The 20,073-nt window shown below is 73.5% G+C and carries 24 protein-coding genes; 14 read left to right on the top strand and 10 right to left on the bottom strand.

Going from position 1 to position 20,073, the window contains the following annotated elements; all coding sequences use genetic code 11:
- The first annotated feature begins 60 nt into the window (after window positions 1-60).
- Both DMP15_RS27125 and DMP15_RS27130 read left to right on the top strand, forming a co-directional pair.
- Window positions 61-1,074 carry an NAD(P)-dependent alcohol dehydrogenase gene (locus DMP15_RS27125; protein WP_304580202.1) on the top strand — a complete coding sequence of 338 codons (1,014 nt, stop codon included), beginning with the start codon at window positions 61-63 and terminating at the stop codon, window positions 1,072-1,074.
- Window positions 1,071-1,628: a hypothetical protein gene (locus DMP15_RS27130; protein WP_337826644.1), complete on the top strand. Its 558-nt coding sequence runs from the start codon at window positions 1,071-1,073 to the stop codon at window positions 1,626-1,628. The genes DMP15_RS27125 and DMP15_RS27130 overlap by 4 nt, the downstream gene beginning before the upstream one ends.
- 50 nt (window positions 1,629-1,678) lie before the next feature.
- Here DMP15_RS27130 and DMP15_RS27135 read toward each other — a convergent pair whose 3' ends face one another.
- From DMP15_RS27135 to DMP15_RS27145, 3 genes are read right to left on the bottom strand one after another with little or no spacing between them, the layout of a single operon-like run.
- Window positions 1,679-2,422, bottom strand: a complete 744-nt coding sequence (locus tag DMP15_RS27135; RefSeq protein ID WP_073577833.1) for a hypothetical protein — start codon at window positions 2,420-2,422, stop codon at window positions 1,679-1,681.
- Window positions 2,419-3,324 carry an ABC transporter ATP-binding protein gene (locus tag DMP15_RS27140; protein WP_073577834.1) on the bottom strand — a complete coding sequence of 302 codons (906 nt, stop codon included), beginning with the start codon at window positions 3,322-3,324 and terminating at the stop codon, window positions 2,419-2,421. Before DMP15_RS27140 ends, DMP15_RS27135 begins: the two co-directional genes overlap by 4 nt.
- On the bottom strand, window positions 3,321-3,680 hold the full coding sequence (locus DMP15_RS27145; RefSeq protein WP_062404114.1) for a GntR family transcriptional regulator: 360 nt from the start codon (window positions 3,678-3,680) through the stop codon (window positions 3,321-3,323). The genes DMP15_RS27140 and DMP15_RS27145 overlap by 4 nt, the downstream gene beginning before the upstream one ends.
- A gap of 122 nt (window positions 3,681-3,802) precedes the next feature.
- Between DMP15_RS27145 and DMP15_RS27150 the strand changes: the two genes are divergently transcribed.
- The 5 genes from DMP15_RS27150 to DMP15_RS27170 all read left to right on the top strand — a co-directional run bounded on the left by DMP15_RS27150 (window position 3,803) and on the right by DMP15_RS27170 (window position 6,881).
- On the top strand, window positions 3,803-4,129 hold the full coding sequence (locus DMP15_RS27150) for an ArsR/SmtB family transcription factor (protein ID WP_073577835.1): 327 nt from the start codon (window positions 3,803-3,805) through the stop codon (window positions 4,127-4,129).
- On the top strand, window positions 4,126-4,629 hold the full coding sequence (locus tag DMP15_RS27155; RefSeq protein ID WP_083659028.1) for an SRPBCC family protein: 504 nt from the start codon (window positions 4,126-4,128) through the stop codon (window positions 4,627-4,629). Before DMP15_RS27150 ends, DMP15_RS27155 begins: the two co-directional genes overlap by 4 nt.
- Before the next feature lie 42 nt (window positions 4,630-4,671).
- The gene (locus tag DMP15_RS27160; protein ID WP_304580203.1) at window positions 4,672-5,619 is read left to right on the top strand and encodes a DMT family transporter; all 948 of its coding nucleotides are present in this window, start codon (window positions 4,672-4,674) and stop codon (window positions 5,617-5,619) included.
- Between the two features lie 289 nt (window positions 5,620-5,908).
- Complete coding sequence (locus tag DMP15_RS27165; RefSeq protein WP_073577837.1) at window positions 5,909-6,097, top strand: hypothetical protein; 189 nt, start codon at window positions 5,909-5,911, stop codon at window positions 6,095-6,097.
- Window positions 6,098-6,197: 100 nt separating this feature from the next.
- Window positions 6,198-6,881, top strand: a complete 684-nt coding sequence (locus DMP15_RS27170) for a TetR/AcrR family transcriptional regulator (RefSeq protein WP_312888584.1) — start codon at window positions 6,198-6,200, stop codon at window positions 6,879-6,881.
- A 37-nt stretch (window positions 6,882-6,918) separates the two neighbouring features.
- Here DMP15_RS27170 and DMP15_RS27175 read toward each other — a convergent pair whose 3' ends face one another.
- The 4 genes from DMP15_RS27175 to DMP15_RS27190 all read right to left on the bottom strand — a co-directional run bounded on the left by DMP15_RS27175 (window position 6,919) and on the right by DMP15_RS27190 (window position 9,637).
- Entirely contained in the window at window positions 6,919-7,635 is a 717-nt protein-coding gene (locus tag DMP15_RS27175; protein WP_337826645.1) for a hypothetical protein, read from the bottom strand.
- Window positions 7,632-8,492 carry an ATP-binding cassette domain-containing protein gene (locus DMP15_RS27180; protein ID WP_073577840.1) on the bottom strand — a complete coding sequence of 287 codons (861 nt, stop codon included), beginning with the start codon at window positions 8,490-8,492 and terminating at the stop codon, window positions 7,632-7,634. Before DMP15_RS27180 ends, DMP15_RS27175 begins: the two co-directional genes overlap by 4 nt.
- 166 nt (window positions 8,493-8,658) lie before the next feature.
- A complete protein-coding gene (locus DMP15_RS27185) occupies window positions 8,659-9,291 on the bottom strand; it encodes a DedA family protein (protein WP_253068314.1) in 633 nt (210 codons plus the stop codon).
- 52 nt (window positions 9,292-9,343) lie between these two features.
- Entirely contained in the window at window positions 9,344-9,637 is a 294-nt protein-coding gene (locus DMP15_RS27190; protein WP_073577842.1) for a Dabb family protein, read from the bottom strand.
- 62 nt (window positions 9,638-9,699) lie between these two features.
- Between DMP15_RS27190 and DMP15_RS27195 the strand changes: the two genes are divergently transcribed.
- Window positions 9,700-10,059 (top strand): DUF1330 domain-containing protein, encoded by a 360-nt coding sequence (locus DMP15_RS27195; protein WP_073577843.1) that lies wholly within the window; start codon window positions 9,700-9,702, stop codon window positions 10,057-10,059.
- Between the two features lie 64 nt (window positions 10,060-10,123).
- Here the strand turns inward: DMP15_RS27195 and DMP15_RS27200 are convergent, their stop codons facing one another.
- Window positions 10,124-12,301, bottom strand: coding sequence for a 3-hydroxyacyl-CoA dehydrogenase NAD-binding domain-containing protein (locus DMP15_RS27200; RefSeq protein ID WP_337826646.1), 2,178 nt, complete (start codon window positions 12,299-12,301; stop codon window positions 10,124-10,126).
- Between the two features lie 14 nt (window positions 12,302-12,315).
- A complete protein-coding gene (locus tag DMP15_RS27205; RefSeq protein ID WP_202417748.1) occupies window positions 12,316-13,536 on the bottom strand; it encodes an acetyl-CoA C-acetyltransferase in 1,221 nt (406 codons plus the stop codon).
- A 179-nt stretch (window positions 13,537-13,715) separates the two neighbouring features.
- On the opposite strand from DMP15_RS27205, the gene DMP15_RS27210 reads away from it, so the two are divergent.
- Both DMP15_RS27210 and DMP15_RS27215 read left to right on the top strand, forming a co-directional pair.
- A complete protein-coding gene (locus tag DMP15_RS27210) occupies window positions 13,716-14,504 on the top strand; it encodes a MerR family transcriptional regulator (protein WP_337826647.1) in 789 nt (262 codons plus the stop codon).
- Between the two features lie 30 nt (window positions 14,505-14,534).
- Window positions 14,535-14,972, top strand: a complete 438-nt coding sequence (locus DMP15_RS27215) for an acyl-CoA thioesterase (protein WP_073577845.1) — start codon at window positions 14,535-14,537, stop codon at window positions 14,970-14,972.
- Between the two features lie 39 nt (window positions 14,973-15,011).
- Here DMP15_RS27215 and DMP15_RS27220 read toward each other — a convergent pair whose 3' ends face one another.
- Window positions 15,012-16,187 carry a fumarylacetoacetate hydrolase family protein gene (locus tag DMP15_RS27220; RefSeq protein WP_337826648.1) on the bottom strand — a complete coding sequence of 392 codons (1,176 nt, stop codon included), beginning with the start codon at window positions 16,185-16,187 and terminating at the stop codon, window positions 15,012-15,014.
- Window positions 16,188-16,336: 149 nt separating this feature from the next.
- Between DMP15_RS27220 and DMP15_RS27225 the strand changes: the two genes are divergently transcribed.
- The 4 genes from DMP15_RS27225 to DMP15_RS27240 all read left to right on the top strand — a co-directional run bounded on the left by DMP15_RS27225 (window position 16,337) and on the right by DMP15_RS27240 (window position 20,010).
- On the top strand, window positions 16,337-16,903 hold the full coding sequence (locus DMP15_RS27225; protein ID WP_337826649.1) for a hypothetical protein: 567 nt from the start codon (window positions 16,337-16,339) through the stop codon (window positions 16,901-16,903).
- Between the two features lie 163 nt (window positions 16,904-17,066).
- A complete protein-coding gene (locus tag DMP15_RS27230; protein WP_073577848.1) occupies window positions 17,067-18,155 on the top strand; it encodes an S-(hydroxymethyl)mycothiol dehydrogenase in 1,089 nt (362 codons plus the stop codon).
- Complete coding sequence (locus tag DMP15_RS27235) at window positions 18,155-18,781, top strand: MBL fold metallo-hydrolase (protein WP_174565916.1); 627 nt, start codon at window positions 18,155-18,157, stop codon at window positions 18,779-18,781. Before DMP15_RS27230 ends, DMP15_RS27235 begins: the two co-directional genes overlap by 1 nt.
- Before the next feature lie 83 nt (window positions 18,782-18,864).
- A complete protein-coding gene (locus DMP15_RS27240) occupies window positions 18,865-20,010 on the top strand; it encodes an MFS transporter (RefSeq protein ID WP_073577850.1) in 1,146 nt (381 codons plus the stop codon).
- Window positions 20,011-20,073 lie beyond the last annotated feature (63 nt).

Raw genomic sequence — 20,073 nt, forward strand, 5'->3', positions numbered from 1 at the left:
GTCCGGCGCGGTCGGCGCACCGCGTTGCCCGGCCCGCCCGTGCGTGCCACCGTCGTGCCCGTGACGACGATCGCCGAGGTGCCGGAGTCGATGCGGTGCAGCGTGCTGCGTGCCGCCGGTGAGCTGGAGGTGCAGCGGCGACCGGTCCCCCGGCCCGGTCCGCGGGAGGTGCTGGTGCGGGTGGCGGCGGTCGGCACCTGCGGCTCCGACGTGCACTACTTCCGGCACGGCCGGATCGGCGACTTCGTGCTGCGCGAGCCGATGGTGCTCGGGCACGAGCCGTCCGGGCTGATCGTGGGTGTCGGGGAGGGCGTCGACGCGCGGCGGATCGGCGAGCGCGTCTCGCTGGAGCCGGGTGTGCCCTGCCGTCGCTGCCGGTACTGCCACACCGGCGCCTACAACCTGTGCCCGGACATGGTGTTCTTCGCGACCCCGCCGGTCGACGGCGCGTTCGCCGAGTACGTGACGATCGCCGACGACTTCGCCCACCCCGTCCCCGAGCACGTCTCCGACGACGTCGCCGCGCTGCTCGAACCGCTGTCGGTCGCGCTGTGGGCGAACCACAGGGCGGGCACCGGGGTCGGGTCGCGGGTGCTCGTCGCCGGGGCGGGGCCGATCGGGCTGCTCGTCGCGCAGGTGGCGGCGGTGCAGGGCGCCGCCGAGGTCGTCGTCAGCGACCCGGACCCGGCGCGCGCCGCGCTGGCCCGCGACTTCGGCGCGACCGACGTCGTCGCGCCGGGTGCCGACGTGTCCGGTGTGGACGCCTTCGTCGACTGCTCCGGGGTGCCGGCCGCGGTGCTGGGCGGGCTGCCCGCGGTCCGGCCGGGAGGCGCCGCGGTGCTGGTCGGGATGGGTGCTGACGAGATGACGCTGCCGGTGTCGATGCTGCAGTCGCGCGAGATCACCCTGACCGGCACCTTCCGGTACGCCAACACCTGGCCGACGGCGGTGCGCATGGCCGCGTCGGGCGCGGTGGACCTGGGCCGGCTGGTGACCGGGCACGTCGACCTCGACCACGTCGGCGACGCCCTGTCCCCCGACGCGTCGCAGGTCAAGGTGGTCGTCCGGCCGTGAGGGCGGTCGCGGACCGGGGCTGGACCGACACGGTCGCCCGGCTCGTGCACGCCGCCCCCGCCGGGCCCGCCGGGAACCGGCTGGTCACCGTGGACGGGTTCTCCGGGGCCGGGAAGTCCACGCGGGCCCGCGAGCTCGCCGACCGGCTCGGGGCCCCGCTGCTCGAGATCGAGGACCTGTGCCCCGGCTGGGACGGGCTGCCCCGGGTCCCGGCGCTGGCCCGGCGCGGGATCGGTGACCCGCTGGCGGCCGGTACGACGCTGCGCTGGACGTCGTGGGACTGGGTGCGCGACCGGCCGGGACCGGAACGCACGCTGGAGCCGGCGGCCGTCGTCGTGCTGGAGGGGTGCGGGAGCGGCGCGGCCAAGCTGGCGCCGGTGACCTCGCTGGCGATCTGGGTGGAGGCGTCGGCGGACGAGCGGGAGCGGCGGCTGCGCGGGCGGGCGGACTGGCCGGGCTACGCCCCGTACCGCGACGGCTGGCGGCGCGCCGAACAGGAGCTGGCCCGTTCCGGTGGCGCACCGGAACGGGCCGATCTCGTGCTGGCCGGCTGAGGGCCCGGCACCACCCCCCACGAGGGTGCCGGGCCCCGCCGGGTCCTCCGTCAGGGAGTCGCGCGGCGCAGCACCAGGTACCCGGCCCCCGCCGCGACCGCGGCGAGGATCAGCGGATAGCCGGCGAGCAGCGCCCACGTCGGCGTCTCGACGAAGAACCGGCCGAACGCCCCCCAGGCGTTCTGCCAGGTCAGGAGCACGATCCCGGCGGCGACCACCAGCACGGGCACCAGGGCCGCGCCCCAGACCCCGAGCTGTCCCCAGCGCCGGAATACCGCACCGAGCAGCACGAACACCAGTCCGATCGTCAGCAGCGGCACCCAGTACACGAGCACCTGGGTGACCGGGTTCGACTGCCCCATGAAGCCCATCTCGAAGAACTGGACCCGCAGACCCCAGCCGTCGGTGGCCCGTTCGACGGCCAGCAGCACGCTGAGCCCGACCGCGCTGACCAGGGTCTCCGCCGCCACCAGCAGGACGGTGCCGAGGTAGAAGTGCCGTCGCGTGATGCCCAGGCTCAGCGCGAACGGCATCACCTGGGTCATCAGCGCGAGATAGGTGCTGCCGAGGATGAAGAAGAACGACGTCAGCGCGCCGATGTACCCGGCCTCCACATCTCCGCCGTTGCTCCTCACGACCCACCAGATGGTCTGGTGCAGCACGAAGACGACGGCCAGGATCAGCCACGCCACCCCGAACCGGCGGCCCCAGTTGACCGTGCCCATCCGGATCGCGGCACGCACCCGGGCGGATGTGCTCTCGACCGGGCTGCGGTCGGCGGTGACGGCGGTCATGACAGGACCTCCTGGGCGACGCCGGTGCCCGGCGCCGCGCTGTGCTGGGTCGTACGGACGACGAGCTGCTGCAGCGAGACCGGCTCGAACTGCAGGTTCGGCTCGGCGGGGCCGGTGCGGGTCGGCGCGACCCCGGAGAGGGTGACGCGGAGGAAGCCGCCGAGGCGCTCCCGGTGCAGCTCGGTGTGGCCGCGGGCGAACCGCTCGACCGACTCGGCGGGCCCGGAGACGGTGACGGCCCGGCCGCGCAGCGCCTCGGCCTCCTCGTCGATGAGCACGCGGCCCCGGTCGATCAGGACGACGTGCTCGATGAGGTCGGAGACCTCGTCGATCAGGTGCGTCGAGAGCACGACGGTGCGCGGGTGTTCGGCGAAGTCGGCGAGCAGGTGGTCGTAGAACATCTGCCGGGCGACGGCATCGAGGCCCAGGTAGGGCTCGTCGAAGAAGGTCAGCGGGGCCCGCGAGGCCAGTCCGATGATCACCCCGACCGCGGACTGCTGGCCGCGCGAGAGCTTCTTGCAGAGCCGGGTGAGCGGGAGCCCGAACTCCCCGACGAGCCGGTCGGCGAAGGCCTGGTCCCACTGCGGGTACACGCTCGCGGCGGCCCGGAGCGCGTGGTGGACCCGGTACTCGTCCGGGTACTTCAGCGACTCGCGGATGAAGCAGGTGCGGGCGAGCACCCGGGCGTTCTCGTAGGGCTGCTCGCCGAAGATCTCGGCGCGCCCGGAGGTCGCGAAGTTCTGCGCGGTGAGGATCTGCATCGCGGTGGTCTTGCCTGCGCCGTTGCGGCCGAGCAGCCCGTGGATGCGGTTCTCCTCCAGCGTGAACGTCACGTCGTCGAGCGCGGTCACGTCGCTGTAGCGCTTCGTGACGCCGTGCATGGCGATCACGTCGGTGCTCATCGGTCGTCCCCCCAGACGTCGATCATCTTCTTGAGCTGCTCGGGGTCGATGCCGAGCTTGCGGGCCTCGGTGACCAGCGGAGCGATGTACTGCCGGGCGAAGTCCTCGCGGCGGCTCTCCAGCAGCCGGGACCGTGCCCCCTCGGCGACGAACATGCCGATCCCCCGTCTCTTGTAGAGCACGCCCTGCGTGACCAGCTGGTTGAGACCCTTCGCCGCGGTGGCCGGGTTGATCCGGTGGAAGGCGGCGAGCTCGTTGCTGGACGGCACCTGGGTCTCCTCCGGATAGGTCCCGTCCACCACGGCGGACGCGATGTCCTCCGCGATCTGCGCGAACAGCGGGCGTCCGTCGTCGATCACGGCGACCTCCCGGTGCCGTAGTGCAGTGGTTCATTAGTCATGTAATGAACCATAGCGGCGAGGCGTCGATCCGTCCAGCGGGCTACTATTTCCGTTCAGAGTTATATAAACTCGGAGTTGTGAAAGCGTTCGACGTGCTGGGCGACCCCGTCCGGCGGCGCATCCTGGAACTCCTTGCCGGGGGCGAGCGGACGGCAGGGCGGGTGACCGAGGTCGTCCGCGCCGAGTTCGGGATATCGCAGCCGGCCGTCTCCCGACACCTGCGCGTGCTGCGGGACAACGGGTTCGCCACCGTCCGGGCGGAGGGGACCCGGAGGCTCTACGCGGTCGACCCGTCCGGGCCTGCCGCGGCCGAGCAGTGGCTGGCCGGGCTGCGCGGCTTCTGGACGCAGCGGCTCGACGCGCTCGACACCGAACTGGCCCGTGGATCGAGGAGGAACCCGTGACCGATACCGGAAGCCGTGCCGGGGAGGTGGTCCGCGGCACCGACGGGCGTGCCGTGCTGCGGTTCCGCCGCGTCCACGACGAACCCGTCGCCGACGTCTGGTCGGCGGTCACCGACCCGGACCGCTGCGCGCGGTGGTTCGGGCGGTGGAGCGGCGACGGGCGGCCCGGCGGCACCGTCGAGCTCGTCCTGACCAGCGACGAGGACGGCGGCGGCGCCCCGTCCACCGTGCTCGTCCGGGACTGCGAGCCCCCGCACCGGCTGGTCGTCGACATCCGGGAGGGTGACGGCGAGCCGTGGGAGCTGTCGGTGACGCTCACCCCGGACGGCGGGGGCGCCGTGCTCGTGTTCGAGCAGGTGCTGCCCGACGGGTTCTCCCCGGCCGACGCCGGCCCGGGCTGGCACTGGTACCTCGACCGGCTCGCCGCAGTCCTGGCCGGGGCACCGATGCCGGACTGGGAGGCGACCCTCGCGGCGACGGCACCGTACTACCGGGGCTGAATTCGGTGCAGGCCGAAACGTCCGGCGCCTAGCGTCGTCGCCGTGACGGGAACAGGGATGCGGGTCGCCGCGGCGGCCGGGGTGACCGTGCTGGCGTGGGCGTCGGCGTTCGTGGCGATCCGGGCCGTGGGGCCGGCGTTCGGCGCCGGTGCGCTCGCGCTCGGACGACTGGCGGTCGGCGGGGCCGCGCTCACGCTCGCCGTGCTGGCATCGCGGTCCTGGGTGCGGCCGACCGCGCGGGAGTGGCTGCTGATGGTGGTGTGCGGGGTGAGCTGGTTCGCCGTGTACAACGTCGCGCTGAACGCGGCCGAGGAACGCCTCGACGCCGGGACCGCAGCGATGCTGGTGAACGTCGGACCGATCCTCATCGCGCTCTCCGCCGGCGTCGTGCTGCGGGAGGGCTTCCCGCGCCCGCTGCTGACGGGCGCCGGGATCGGGTTCGCGGGGGCCGTGCTGATCGGGTTCGCCACCTCGGGCGACGGCCCGGCCGGTGCCGGGGGCCCGGTGGGCGCGCTGCTGTGCCTGCTGGCCGCCGCGACCTGGACGATCGGGGTGCTCGCCCAGAAGCCCGTGCTCCGGCGCCTGCCCGCGGTGCAGGTCACCCAGGTCGCCTGCGTGGTCGGAGCGGTCGTCACGCTGCCGTGGGCCGGCGACCTGGCCGACGGTCTCGGCACGGCGTCCGGGCCGGAGATCGCCGGGATGGTCTACCTCGGGCTCGTCCCGACGGCGCTCGCGTTCGGGACCTGGGCGTACGCGCTGTCGCGGACCGACGCGGGACAGCTCGGCGTCACCACCTACCTCGTCCCGACGCTGGTGGTGCTCATGGCGTGGCCGGTACTCGGGGAGCTGCCGCCGCCGCTGGCGCTGCTCGGCGGCGTGCTCGCACTGACGGGGGTGGCGCTGTCCCGCTACCGGGGGCGGACGGCGCGGGAGAGCCGGGTCGCGGCGGGCGGGGTGCCGGGGCCCGGCGGGGACCGGGGCCCGCGGTGACCGGCGGTCCCGGCACGGACGGCGTCCGCGGCTCGGGGGGCCCGATCGACCCGGCCGCCCTCGCCGCCCCGCAGCCCCGACGCTGCGGGCCTCGCGCGCCGCAGCCAGGCTCGCCTCCGCCCGGACCTGCTACGACCACCTTGCGGGCGCCCTGGGTGTCGCGCTCTTCGACGGGCTCGTCGCCGACGACCTGCTCGCGACCGGGGACGGTCTCGCCCTCACCCCCGCCGGCCGGCTGTGGTTCGCCGGGCTCGCCGGGCCGGACGCGCTCGCCCGCCGCGGCCGCCCGGTGGTGCGGGCGTGCCTGGACTGGACCGAGCGCCGCCACCACCTCGCGGGCACGGCGGGCGCGGTGCTGTGCCGGACCCTGTTCGACCGCGGCTGGGTCGAGCGCGGCCGCGACCGGCGGTCCGTGCGCCTCACGGCGTCCGGTCGCAGCGCCCTGCCGGCGCTGGTCGGGGTGGCGCTGCCGGACTGACGGTCGCGGAGACCGACCGGGACGACGTCGACAGAACGAGATCACCGCTCGTGGATCAGCACAGCGCTCGGGGAACAGACCGATGCTCTACCGTGGCCAGGTGAACGCCTCCCGCACCGCCCGCGAGCGGGCCCGCGCCGAGCTCGTCGCCGAGATCACCGCGGCGGCCCGGCGGCAGCTGGCCGAGACCGGCGCGGCCGCGCTGTCCATGCGCGCGGTGTCCCGCGAGATCGGGATGGTGTCCTCGGCGCTGCACCGCTACTTCCCCACCCGCGACGACCTGCTCACCGCCCTGATCGTGCAGAGCTACGACGGGCTCGCCGACGCCCTCGCCGCGGCCGACCCCGGCACCGGCCCGGCGGAGCACTGGCGGGGCATCGCGCAGGCCCTGCGCGGCTGGGCGCTGGCCCATCCGCACGAGTACGCGTTGATCTACGGCTCCCCCGTACCGGGCTACCGTGCGCCGACCGGCACCGTCCCCGTCGCGGCCCGGGTCCTGGAACCGCTCGCCCGCGCGCTCACCGCCGCGCACGCCGCGGGCACGCTCCCCGCGGCTCCCGACCCGGATCCCGCACTCGCCGGCGACGCCGTCCGCATCCGGGCCACGCTGGGTCTCCCGGACCTGCCCGACGGGGCCGTGCTCGCTGCCCTCACCGCCTGGACCGGGCTGTTCGGGCACCTGTCCTTCGAGCTGTTCGGCCAGTTCGAGAACGCAGTCGACGCCCGCGACGCCCTGTTCGCGGGCACCGTCGAACGCCTCGGTCAGGTCGCGGGCCTGATCTGAGGACGGGCCCGGGGCGGTGCCGGGTCGAGCAGCGGGGTCAGCGGCGCAGACGGCCGACGTGCCGGCCGAGACGTGCACCCAGTTCGCGCAGCCCGCCGCCCTGCTCGACCCGGACCACCAGTGCCGTCGCCGCCACCGCCACCAGCAGCGCGACGACCAGGTCGCCGAACGGGCCCACCCCGAGCCGCCCGCTCCCCAGGGCCGCGGCCGCGGTCCCGACCGGCGGCAGCCACGACTGCGTGCCCGTGACCACGAGCACGACCAGCGCACCGATCAGCGCGACACCCTCGTTGCGGACCACCGGCCGGGAGAACACCGAGCCCACCGCGGCGCCGGTGATCCCGCAGGCCAGGTGCGCGAGCAGCCCGTCGAGCAGGCTCCCGGTCGTCGCCGTGCCCCAGGCCGCGACCACGCCCCACACCACGGCGAGCAGCCCGAGCAGCGCCACGCCCGCCGTGGCGGCGATCAGCACGCCGGCCGCGACCGGCCAGGGGCCGCCCGCGGCGGACAGGGTGACGGTGCGGGCGTCGTCGTCCTCGGACTCGGCCAGCGCGTGCGCCAGCCAGGCCCCGACCGGGTAGAGCAGCAGCGCGCTGGCCGCCCACGGCGCGGGCAGCGGGCCGGGCGCGCCGCCGAACAGCACGGCGAGAGCGCCGGCGTAGAGCACCAGCGGCGCGACGAAGCGTTCGGTGCGGCCGACGTCCTCGCCCAGCAGCATCGCCACGGCGAACGCCGAGCGCACCCGCCTCCTCACCGGCCGCCCTCCCGGGGAGCCGGGCGGACCGGCCGCACCGAGCGGACCGCGCAGCCCGCGGCGAGCGCGGCCGCCAGCCAGGCGTCGCTCTCGGGGGCGGGGACCCGCACGGTGAACCGGCCCGGCGCCGCACCCTCGACACGGGCGGGCGGCAGCACCCGTTCCAGCAGCGGGCGGGGGTCTCCCGCACAGGCCATGTCCAGGCGCATCATCGCCCCGGGCGGCGGCGCGGTCGGCAACGGCACGGAGTCCGGGTCGGAGGCGGTCGCGATCCGGCCCTCGCGCAGCCGGTGCAGGCGGGCGCCGGGCAGACCGGCCGCGGTACCGGTGTGGTCGGTCAGCAGGGTCGGGGCGGCGCGGGCGGTGAGCAGCCGGGTCAGGGCGTCCGCGGCGTCGTCGTCGAGACCGTTCCAGGGTTCGTCGAGCACGAGCACGCCGGGCTCGCAGGCCAGCGCCTGCACCAGCCCGACCTTGCGGGCGTTGCCGGTGGACAGGTCGGCCATCGGCTCGTCGTCGTCGCCGTCGTACCCGAGCTCGGTCAGCAGCACCTCGGCGCGGTCGGCGGCGTCGTCGACGTCGACGCCGCGCACCCGGGCGATGTGGTCGAGCCAGCGTCGCGGGGTCAGCTTGCGGGCGGCCGGGAACCGGTCGGGCAGGTAGCCGACGACCTCGGGGACGTCCTCGACCTCGCCCGCGGTCGGGGCGAGTGCACCGGCGGCGATCCGCAGCAGCGTGGACTTGCCCGCCCCGTTGCCTCCCCGCACGACGGTCGGCACGGCAGGGTCGACGTCGAGGTCGGCACCGCGCAGGGCGACCGCCCCCGACGGGTGGGTGTGGTGGATCCCGACCAGGCGCACCCGACCACCTCCACCGCTCGTCGCCGCCCGTGCGTGACGATCAGGTTCGCACAGCGGCGCGGGCGCGAGGCCCGGCGGTGGCCCGGCGGTACGGCCCGTGGCGGGACCGGTACGCAGGGCTGTCGTGATCACCCGTCCGGCGCAGCCGGACGTCGGCTCGGCGCGTTCAGCCGGTCCCGGTCGACACCCCGGCGTCGCGGTGGCGGCGCTGCCGGAGCTTCCGCACGACCAGCCACACGATCGCCGCCGCGCCGAGCACGGCGACGACCTTGCTGATCGGCGACATGTAGACCTCGATGACCTCCCAGCGCTCGCCGAGCACGAACCCGAGGTAGACGAACAGCGCGTTCCACACACCACTGCCGAGCGCGGACAGCGCGGTGAACCGCAGCAGCGGCATCCGGGCGATCCCGGCCGGGATCGAGATCAGGCTGCGCACGATCGGGATGCAGCGCCCACCGAGGACGAACCAGTTCCCCCACCGCTCGAACAGCGCGAGCCCCTTCTCCAGGTCCTTCTGGCTGGAGACGACGAACCAGCGACGACCGCAGAGCCGGTGCACCCGCTCGTACCCGAGCCAGTGGCCCAGCGCGTAGAGGACCAGCGCCCCGGCGACGGCTCCCATCGTGGCCGCCGCCCAGACCGCGACCGGGTCCATCGCGCCGGTCGAGGCGCGGAAGCCACCCAGCGGGAGGATCACCTCCGACGGGATCGGTGGGACCACGTTCTCCAGGAAGATCAGCAACCCGATGCCGGCGGCACCGAGCCGGTCCACGATGTCGAACACCCACTGCGTCACGCACACCATGGTGCCCGAGGATCAGGTCATCCGGTTGGTCCGCTTCGACCGGTCAGGACAGGCGGAACTGGATCCGCTCGATCGACGAGCAGAGCGGGGCGAACAGCTCGCGGCGGATCCGGTTGTGCTCGTCGTCGGCGTCGTAGACGCGGTAGGACTCCTCGTCGGGCAGGTCGAGGGTGAGCACGAAATGCGCGTTGCCCTCGCGCAGCCCCAGGTCCGGGCCGGCCCTCAGGTCGAGGTCGAGGCCCTCGATGCGCAGGTCGCGCAGGGACTGGAGGCCCTTCTCGATCTCGGCCGGGTCCACGCCGTCCTTCAGCCGGCCGACCACCACGTTGCGGATCATGTCCCGGGCTCCTTCCGTCGTCGTCGGGTTCCGCCCCCGGAGATCGACCGTAGACTCGGCCGATGGCAGTGAACCCGTCCGGCGCGGACATGAAGGCCTTCCTCGCCGAGGACCCCGACCAGCCGATCGTGATGCTGAATCTGCTGCGCTTCGCCGAGGGCGGCGAGGCCCGCTACGACGACTACGTCACCCACTTCCGGGCCACCGCCGCCCGGTTCGGCGCCGAGGTCGTCTACTTCGGGCGCGGGCTGGCACCGGTCGTCGCCGAGCCGGGCCAGGAGTGGGACGCGGTGCTCCTGGTGTCCTACCCGAGCCGGCGGGCCTTCTCCGAGATGGTCCGCGACCCCGGCTACCAGGAGGGGACCCACATCCGGACCGAGGCGCTGGTCGAGGCGACGCTGCAGCCCACCGTGCCCCGCTGAGCGGGCCCGGAACGCACGGACCCCCGCCGGCAGAGACGCCGGCGGGGGGCCGTGACGGGCGGGATCAGGCGGCCGCGGTGGCCGACTCCCCCTTCGCCGCGCGGTCACGCAGCGACTGCGGGACCTCGAAGCGCTCGCCGTACTTCGCCTTCAGCTCGTCGGCGCGGGCCACGAAGCCGGCCGGGCCACCGGGGTAGCCCTCGATGTACTGCAGCACGCCGCCGGTCCAGGCCGGGAAGCCGATACCGAAGATCGAGCCGATGTTGGCGTCGGCGACGGTGGTCAGCACGCCCTCGTCGACGCACTTCACGGTCTCGATCGACTCGATGATGAGCATCCGCTCGGACAGCTCGTGCAGGTCGACGTCGTGGTTCGTCGCGCCGAAGTGCTCGCGCAGACCGGGCCAGAGGCCGGTGCGCTTGCCGTCGGAGTACTCGTAGAACCCGGCGCCGGTGCTCTTGCCCTTGCGGTCGAACTCGTCGACCAGCCGGTCGATCACCGGGTCGGACGGGTGCGGGGTCCAGGTGCCGCCGGCGGCCTCGACGCCCTTCTTCGTCTCCTCGCGGATCTTGCGCGGCAGCGTGAGGGTCAGCTCGTCCATCAGCTGCAGCACCGGGGCCGGGTACCCGGCCTGCGACGACGCCTGCTCGATCGTCTGCGGGTCGACGCCCTCGGCGATCATCGCGACGCCCTCGTTGATGAAGGTGCCGATCACGCGGCTGGTGAAGAAGCCGCGGGAGTCGTTGACGACGATCGGGGTCTTCCTGATCCCCAGCGTCAGGTCGAACGCCTTGGCCAGGGCCTCGTCGTTCGTGCGCTCACCCTTGATGATCTCGACCAGCGGCATCTTGTCGACCGGCGAGAAGAAGTGCAGACCGATGAAGTCGTCCGGGCGGTCGACGCCCTTGGCCAGCTCGGTGATGGGCAGCGTCGAGGTGTTCGAGCACAGGAGCGCGTCGGAGTTGATGTACTTCGCGGCCTCGCGGAACACCTCCTGCTTCAGCTCGACGGACTCGAAGACGGCCTCGATGACGACGTCGCAGCCGGCGAGATCGGCGTAGTCGTCGGTCGGCAGGATGCGGCCGAGCAGCGCGTCGCCCTTCTCCTGCGTGGTCTTCCCGCGCTTGACGCCCTTCTCGACGAGACCCTGCGAGTAGGCCTTGCCCTTCTCGGCGGCCTCCCTGGAGACGTCCTTGAGGACGACGTCCCAGCCGGCGAGGGAGCAGACGTAGGCGATGCCCGCGCCCATCATCCCGGCGCCGAGCACGGCGACCTTGGTCGGCTGCCACTTCGCGGGGCCGTCCGGGCGGGACTTGCCGCCGTTGATGGCGTTGAGGTCGAAGAAGAACGCCTTGGTCATGTTCTTCGAGACCTGGCCGGTCACGAGCTCCGCGAAGTAGCGGCCCTCGATCCTCTGCGCGGTCTCGAAGTCGACCTGGCTGCCCTCGACGGCAGCCGCGAGGATGTTGCGCGGGGCCGGCATCGGCGCACCCTTGAGCTGCTTGCGCAGGTTCGCCGGGAACGCCGGGAGGATCGAGGCCAGCGAGGGGCTCGACGGCGTGCCGCCCGGGATCCGGTACTTCGGCTGGTCCCAGGGCTGGGTGGTGTGCTCGGGGTTGGCGAGCACCCACGCGCGGGCCTTGTCGAAGGCCTCCTCGCGGGTGGCCGCGAGCTCGTCGATCAGGCCGAGCTCCAGCGCCTTGGCCGGCTTGTGCCGCTGGCCCTGCGCGAGGACGTTCATGAAGCCGTTCGCGATGCCCAGCATGCGGGTGACGCGGGTGACGCCACCGCCACCGGGCAGCAGGCCCAGGCTCACCTCGGGCAGGCCGTAGACGACGCCCTTCGCGTCGACGCCGACCCGGTGGTGGGTCGCCAGCGCGATCTCCAGGCCACCGCCCAGGGCGGTGCCGACGAGCGCGGACGCGACCGGGCGGCCGAAGGTCTCCAGTTTGCGCAGCTGGGCCTTGACCTCGGTCACCAGCTCGAAGATCTTCTCGGCGTCGTCGGGACCGGCCGCGCTGAGCTGCTCGAGGTTCCCGCCGGCGAAGAAGGTCTTCTTGGCCGAGGTGACGACGACACCGACGATGTCGTCCTTGTGCTTCTCCAGGTCGTCGACGACCTCCCGCATGGCCTCGCGGTAGGCGTCGTTCATGGTGTTGGCGCTGCTGGCCGGGTCGTCGAGGGTGACGACGGCGACGCCGTCGGCGTCGGACTCCCAGCGGACGGCCTTCTGCTCAGTCACTGATCCAGTCCCTTTCAGACGCGCTCGACGATGGTGGCGATGCCCATGCCGCCGCCCACGCACAGCGTGGCCAGGCCGCGGCGCAGGTCACGGCGCTCCAGCTCGTCGACGAGGGTGCCGAGGATCATCGCGCCGGTGGCCCCCAGCGGGTGGCCCATCGCGATGGCCCCACCGTTGACGTTGGTGATCTCGTGCGAGATGTCCATGTCGCGCATGAAGCGCAGGGCCACGGCCGCGAACGCCTCGTTGATCTCGAAGAGGTCGATGTCGCCGACCGACAGCCCGGCCTTGGCCAGCGCCTTGCGCGCGGCGGGCGCCGGACCGGTCAGCATGATCGTCGGGTCGGCGCCGGACAGCGCGGTGGCGACGATGCGCGCACGCGGGGTCAGGCCGTTGGCCTTCCCGGCGGCCTCGGTGCCGATGAGGGTGAGCGCCGCACCGTCGACGATGCCGGAGCTGTTGCCCGCGTGGTGGACGTGGTCGATCTTCTCGACCCAGTGGTACTTCTGCAGCGCCACGGCGTCGAACCCGCCGTCGCGGCCCATCATCTCGAAGGACGGCTTGAGCCCGCCCAGCGCCTCGACGGTCGCGCCGGCGCGGATGTGCTCGTCGCGGTCGAGGATCGTCAGGCCGTTGCGGTCCTTCACCGGGATGATCGAGTTCGCGAAGCGACCGTCGGCCCACGCCTTCGCGGCCCGCGTCTGCGACTCCACGGCGAAGGTGTCGACGTCGGTGCGGCTGTAGCCCTCGAGCGTCGCGATGAGGTCGGCGCCGATGCCCTGCGGCACGAAGCCGGTCTCGTAGGCGGTGTCGGGGTCCATCGCCCAGGCGCCGCCGTCCGAGCCCATCGGGACGCGGCTCATGCCCTCGACGCCACCGGCGAGGACGAGCTCCTCCATGCCGGAGCGGACCTTCTGGGTCGCGGTGTTCACGGCCTCCAGGCCGGACGCGCAGAAGCGGTTGAGCTGCACACCGGCGACGGTGTCGGGCAGGCCCGCGGCGATGGCGGCGGTCTTGGCGATGTCGCCGCCCTGGTCGCCGACGGGCGAGACGACGCCGAGCACCAGGTCGTCGATCGTGTTCGTGTCGAGCTGCGGGTTGCGCTCGCGGATCGCGTCGATCAGCCCGGTCACCAGGGAGATCGGCTTGACCTCGTGCAGCGAACCGGAGGCCTTGCCCCGTCCGCGCGGTGTACGGATCGCGTCGTAGATGTAGGCCTCGGGAATCTCGCTCATCCGAACCTCTCGTGGGGTGGTCGGCACGGGGGCGGTACAGGCGGCACTGCCCCTACTTACTGGTAGCTTTTGTTACAGCAGCACTGTCACATGGGTCAAGACGGACCAGGGTTCATGTGACACGGATGATGTCACACCAGCACTGTCATATCGAGCGGCCGCCCCGTAACCTGCTCGCCATGTCCGCCGCCATCGACGGCTCCGCGATGAGCCCGACCCCCGACGACGGGGATCTCCTCACCGTCGACCAGCTCGCCGAGCGGACCGGGATGTCGGTGCGCACCATCCGCTTCTACGCGAGCAAGGGACTCATCCCCGCGCCCCGGCTGCGCGGCCGCACGGGTCTCTACGACGCCGCGCACCGCGCCCGGCTGGAGCTGATCGGCGAGCTCACCGGGCTGGGCTTCACCCTCGCCGCGATCGAACGGCAGCTGGAACGGGTACCGCTGGAGACCGCGCCGGAGGAGCTGGCCCTGCAGCGCGCGCTGCTCACGCCCTGGCTGCCCGAGGTCGACGAGGAGCTGGACCGGGCCGGGCTCGACCGGCGCGCGGGTCGCCGTCTGTCCGACGACGACGTCACCACCCTCGAACGGCTCGGCGCGCTGACCCGGCTGCCCGGCGACGGCTCGGCGACCGTCCGGCTGCACGGCGCGGTCGCGCTCGGCTCCGCGCTGGAGGCTCTGGACTCCGGCCTGCCCCCCGAGCTGTGGAAGCGTTCGCACGACCTCATCGAGCGGCACACCGCCGCGCTCGCCGAGGACCTGATGACGCTGTTCCAGGACGAGGTCCTGCAGCCCTACCGGGACCGCGGCCGACCCGCCGACGAGCGGCGACGGCTCGCCGCCGCCTTCTCCCGACTCAAGCCGATCACCCTGCAGGGCGTCGTCGCAGCGTTCGGGCGGGCGGTCAACCGGGCCATCCGGGAGCGCGTCGACTCCTCCGGGGGCTCCGACCGGCACGAGGGGTGAGCCCGGCCGGGTGAGTCGTAACATCGGCCCATGGCGAGCTTCGAGTTCCCGGTCCGGGTGCGCTACCACGAGGTCGACGCCCAGGGGGTCGTCTTCAACGCCTGGTACCTGGCCTGGTTCGACGAGGCGATGACCGAGTTCCTCGAGTCCCGCGGCCTCACCTACCGGGCGATGCTCGACGCCGGTTACGACGTCCAGCTCGTCCACACCGAGCTCGACTGGCGAGCCGGGGTCGGGTGGGGCGAGGACGTCGTCGTCGCGGTGTCGACGGCGCGGATCGGCCGGACCAGCTTCGCGCTCGACTTCCAGGTCCGCGCCCTCGACGACGCGGGCGAGCGCATCGTCACCTGCGACTGCCGCACCGTCTACGTGGTCATCGCCGTCGACGGCAGCGGCAAGCAGGAGGTGCCGGCGCTGATCCTGAACGCGCTCGGCGACCCCGAGCCGCTGATGCCGCTGCGCCCCTGAGCACCCCCGGCCGAGGGTCTCCCCCGCCGGCTGCGGCGGTCAGGCGCCGCGGATCCGGCCGCGGACCTCGCCGAGGGCGACGCGGCCGCCGTCGCGGGCGGGCGCGGTCGCGGTCATCACGACCTCGTCGCCGTCCTCCAGCCAGGTGCGCGAGGCGCCACCGGCGAGCACGACCGGGTCGCGGCCGTTCCAGGACAACTCCAGCATCGAGCCGAACCCGCTGCGCTCCGGGCCGGAGACGGTGCCCGAACCGAGCAGGTCGCCGGCGCGCAGCCCGGCGCCGCCCGAGGTGAGGTGGGCCACCATCTGCTCCGGGGACCAGTACAGGTCCCTCGCGGGCGGGGACGCGACCAGCTCGCCGTTGACGTGCACCGCGAGGTCGAGGTCCAGGCCCAGCGCGGGCTCGCCCGGTGTGAGGTAGGGCAGCGGCGCGGGGTCGTGCGCGGGCAGCGGGACCCGGGCCGCGGACAGCTCGTCGAGCGGTGTCACCCACGCCGAGATCGACGTCGCGAAGGACTTGCCCAGGTGCGGGCCGAGCGGGCGGGACTCGAAGAACTGGATGTCGCGGGCGGACCAGTCGTTGAGCAGCACGACGCCGAAGACGTGGTCGGCGGCGTCGTCGATTCCGACCGGCCCCGGGACCGGCCCGCCGAGGACGAAGCCGAGCTCGGCCTCGAAGTCGAGCTTGGCACAGGGACCGAAGTCCTCGGGCCCGCGCTGCCCCGACGGGCGCGCGACCGGGGTGCCGGTGACCCGGACCGTGCCGGAACGGCCGTGGTACCCGACCGGCATCCGCCGCCAGTTCGGGGTGAGCGGGTCCTCGGCGTCCGGGCGGAAGATCAGTCCGGCGTTCCGTGCGTGCTGCTCGCAGGCGTAGAAGTCGACGTAGTCGGCGACGGCGAACGGCAGCACCGGGACCAGTCCCTCGTCGGGCAGGCGGTATGCGGCGGCCCGCTCGTGGTCCTCGCGCCAGCCGCGCAGCCACTGGACGACCTCGCGCCAGGCCGGGGCACCGGCGTCGAGCAGCCGGGTCAGGTCGGGCGCGGCCAGCAGGTCCGGGTACGGGCCGCGCTGTGCAGTGGCCAGCGAGCCGACGTCGAGCAGGCCACCGTCGGGCAGCGGGCAGGCGATGCGCGAGCTCCCGGGGCGCCCCTTCCCGGCGACGGCGCCGAGCGCGAGGGCGGGGACGGTCGTCGGCGGCGGCGCAGTCGTCACGGTCCCCGACCGTAGGCGATCCGGCGACGGCGTGGGTGGGAACTCGCCACGGTTGTCACGCGTTCGACCGGTGTGCCCGTTCCGTCCGGATCGGACACGTACCGACACACCACCGGGAACTCACCCGGAACGCAGGAGGACACCCGCAGATGGGTCTGCTCGACAAGCTCAAGGAACGCCTCACCGGAGGCGCGCAGGCACAGCCGCAGCAGGGCTTCGGGGGCGCGCCCCACCAGGGCTCCGGCCGGGCGCAGCAGCAGGATCCCGACCAGCAGGCGATCGAGCGCTACCGCTACATGCTCCGCACCGCCCCGCCGGAGCAGGTGGAGCAGGCGCACGCGGAGGCCTTCGCGAAACTCACCCCCGAGCAGCGGCAGGCGGTGCTGAACGACGTCGGCGCGCAGGTCCCCGAGACCGAGCGGGCGCGGTCGACCGACCCGCAGGAGCTGGCGCGGATGGCGACCCGCGCCGAGATGCGCAACCCCGGCACGATGGAGCGCTCGCTCGGCGGCGGCCGTGGTCCGGGCATGGGCGGGATGATCGCCGGGTCGCTGCTCGCGGGGGTCGCGGGTGCGTTCATCGGCACGGCGATCGCCGGCGCGATGTTCGACGACGCCGGTGCCGGTGAGGACGTGGCCGCGGCCGAGGAGCCCCCGGCCGAGGACCCCGGCTTCGACGACGGCGGCATGGACATGGGTGGTGACTTCGACTTCTGAGGTCGCCCGGCCCCGGCCCGCGTCCCGCGGGCCGGGGCCTTTTCGGTACAACACCTGTTGCAGGGCCGGATCCGACCTGGCACCGTCCGGTCACCCATGCCAGAGTCGCCATCCGAGCATCCGTCCCGAGCGGGCGGCATCGAGGACGAGTGGAGTACGAGCAATGGCACAGCAGGTACGTGGCGTCGTGGCCCGCGCCAAGGGTGAGCCGGTCACCGTCGAGACGATCAATGTCCCCGATCCCGGTCCCGGTGAGGCCGTGGTGAAGATCCAGGCCTGCGGGGTCTGCCACACCGACCTGCACTACAAGCTCGGTGGCATCAACGACGAGTTCCCGTTCCTGCTCGGCCACGAGGCCGCCGGGATCGTCGAGTCCGTCGGCGAGGGCGTCACCGACGTCGAGCCCGGCGACTACGTCGTCCTGAACTGGCGCGCCGTCTGCGGTAACTGCCGGGCCTGCAAGAAGGGCAAGCCCCAGTACTGCTTCGACACCCACAACGCCACGCAGAAGATGACCCTCGAGGACGGCACCGAGCTGTCCCCCGCGCTCGGGATCGGCGCGTTCGTCGAGAAGACCCTGGTCCACTCCGGACAGTGCACGAAGGTGAACCCCGAGGCGCCCGCCAAGGTCGCGGGCCTGCTCGGCTGCGGTGTCATGGCCGGGCTGGGTGCCGCGGTCAACACCGGGCAGGTCGGACGCGGCGACTCCATCGCCGTCATCGGCTGCGGCGGCGTCGGTGACGCCGCCATCGCCGGGGCGAAGCTCGCCGGTGCGACGACGATCATCGCCGTCGACACCGACCCGCGGAAGCTGAAGTGGGCCGAGGAGTTCGGCGCGACCCACACCGTCAACGCCAAGGAGACCGACCCGGTCGAGTTCATCCAGAGCGTGACCGACGGCAACGGCGCCGACGTCGTCATCGAGGCCGTCGGGCGCCCCGAGACCTACAAGCAGGCCTTCTACGCCCGCGACCTCGCCGGCACCGTGGTCCTGGTCGGCGTCCCCACCCCCGACCTCAACGCCCCCGAGATCCCGCTCATCGACTACTTCGGCCGCGGCGGCGCCCTCAAGTCCTCCTGGTACGGCGACTGCCTGCCCAGCCGCGACTTCCCGACCTACGTCGACCTGTTCCTGCAGGGACGCTTCCCGCTCGACAAGTTCGTCACCGAGGAGATCGGGATCGACGACATCGAGTCCGCCTTCGACAAGATGCACGCCGGTGAGGTCCTCCGCTCGGTGGTGGTCCTCTGATGGCCCCGATCGACCACGTCGTCACCTCCGGCACCTTCAACCTCGACGGCGGCTCCTTCGACGTCGACAACAACGTGTGGATCGTCGGCGACGACCGTGAGGTGTTCGTCATCGACGCCGCCCACGACGCCGACGCCATCGCCGCCGCCGTCGGCGACCGGCGCGTCAAGGCCGTCGTGTGCACCCACGCCCACGACGACCACGTCAACCAGGCCCCCGCCCTCGCCGACCGCTTCTCCGCGCCGATCCTGCTCAACCCCGCCGAGATGGTCCTCTGGGACATGACCTGGCCCGACCGCAAGCCCGACCGCGAACTCGCCGACGGGCAGGTCCTGACCGCCGGCGGGATCGACCTGACCGTGCTGCAGACCCCCGGCCACTCACCGGGCTCGTCCTGCCTCTACGCCCCCGAACTCGGCATCGTGTTCACCGGCGACACCCTGTTCCAGGGCGGACCCGGCGCCACCGGACGGTCCTACTCCAGCTTCGACACGATCATCGAGTCGATCCGGACCACCCTGCTGCCCCTGCCCGCCGACACCCGGGTCCGCACCGGACACGGCGACTCCACCCGCATCGGTGACGAAGCACCCCACCTGGAGGAATGGATCCGCAACGGATCTTGACCCCGTCACCGTCCACGCCGCGCCCGGCCCCTCACCCCCGAGGGACCGGGCGCGGCGCGACGGCGTGTCTGACACGGTGGGGCGTGCCCCGCTCGCTGTCGTCGCTCCCGTTCCGCCTGCTCCTCGCCGCGACCGCGCTGGCGTTCGGCGGGTACGCCCTGCTCCTGCCGGTCGTGCCGCTGTGGGTGTCCCGGGGCGGCTCCGGTGAGTTCGGCGCGGGGCTGAGCACCGGCGTGCTGATGGCGGCCACCGTGGCCACCCAGCTCCTGGTGCCCGCGATGCTGCGCCGGGTCGGCCACCGTCCGGTGCTGGTCGTGGGGTCGCTGCTGCTCGGCCTCCCGACGCCGTTGCTCGCGCTGACCGCCGACCTCGGGCCCGTGCTGGCGGTCTCCACGGTCCGCGGGATCGGGTTCGGGCTGGCGACGGTCGCCGGGAGCGCGCTCGTCGCGGAGCTGGTCGAGCCCTCCGCACACGGTCGCGCGTCGGCGCGCTACGGCTACGCCGTCGGCCTGCCCCAGCTGTTGTTCCTGCCGGCAGGTGTCGCGGTCGTCGACGCGCTGGGGTTCACCGGGGTGTTCCTGCTGGCGGGGATCACCCCGGTCGCCGGAGCCCTGGTGGTGGCGTTCGTGCGGGGCCCCCGGCGGGCCCCGGCACCCCGCCGCGACGATGTCGTCCCACACCCCCGCGAGACCCGCAGGCGGCTCCCCGCCGCGCCGGTCCTGGCCATGCTGGGCTGCTCCACCGCGCAGGGCGGCGTGATCACCTTCGCCCCGCTCGTCGCCCCCGGGGCGACGGTCGCGGTGCCTGCCGCGCTGTTCGCCACCGCACTCGGCGCGCTGCTCGGCCGCGGCGTCGCGGGCACCCTCACCGACCGCAGCGGACGTCCCGGGACACTGCTCCCGGTCGGGACGGCGTGCGCCACGGTCGGGCTGCTCGGGGTGCTCGCCGCGCCGTACGCGTCGGTCCTGCTGGTGGTGGGGGCGGCCGTCGTCGGCGCCGGGTTCGGGCTGGTGCAGAACGACGCGATGGTCGCCCTGTTCGCCGCCGCCGGGCCGCTGCACTACGGCGCGGCCAGCGCCGCCTGGAACATCGCCTACGACGCCGGGACGGGCCTGGGGGCGACCGGGCTCGGCGCGATCGCCGAGCCTTTCGGGTTCGCCGCCGCCTTCGGCACGACGGCCGCGGTGCTGCTCCTGCTCACCCCGGCCGTCCGGCGTCGTCGTGCCTGACCACCGCGACGGCAACCCCGGAGCGGCGGTCGGGCAGGAGCGTCGCGTGGCAGGGCGGGGCCC

It is taken from the genome of Pseudonocardia sp. UM4_GMWB1 (assembly GCF_017312155.1).
Taxonomy (GTDB): Bacteria; Actinomycetota; Actinomycetes; order Mycobacteriales; family Pseudonocardiaceae; genus Pseudonocardia; species Pseudonocardia alni.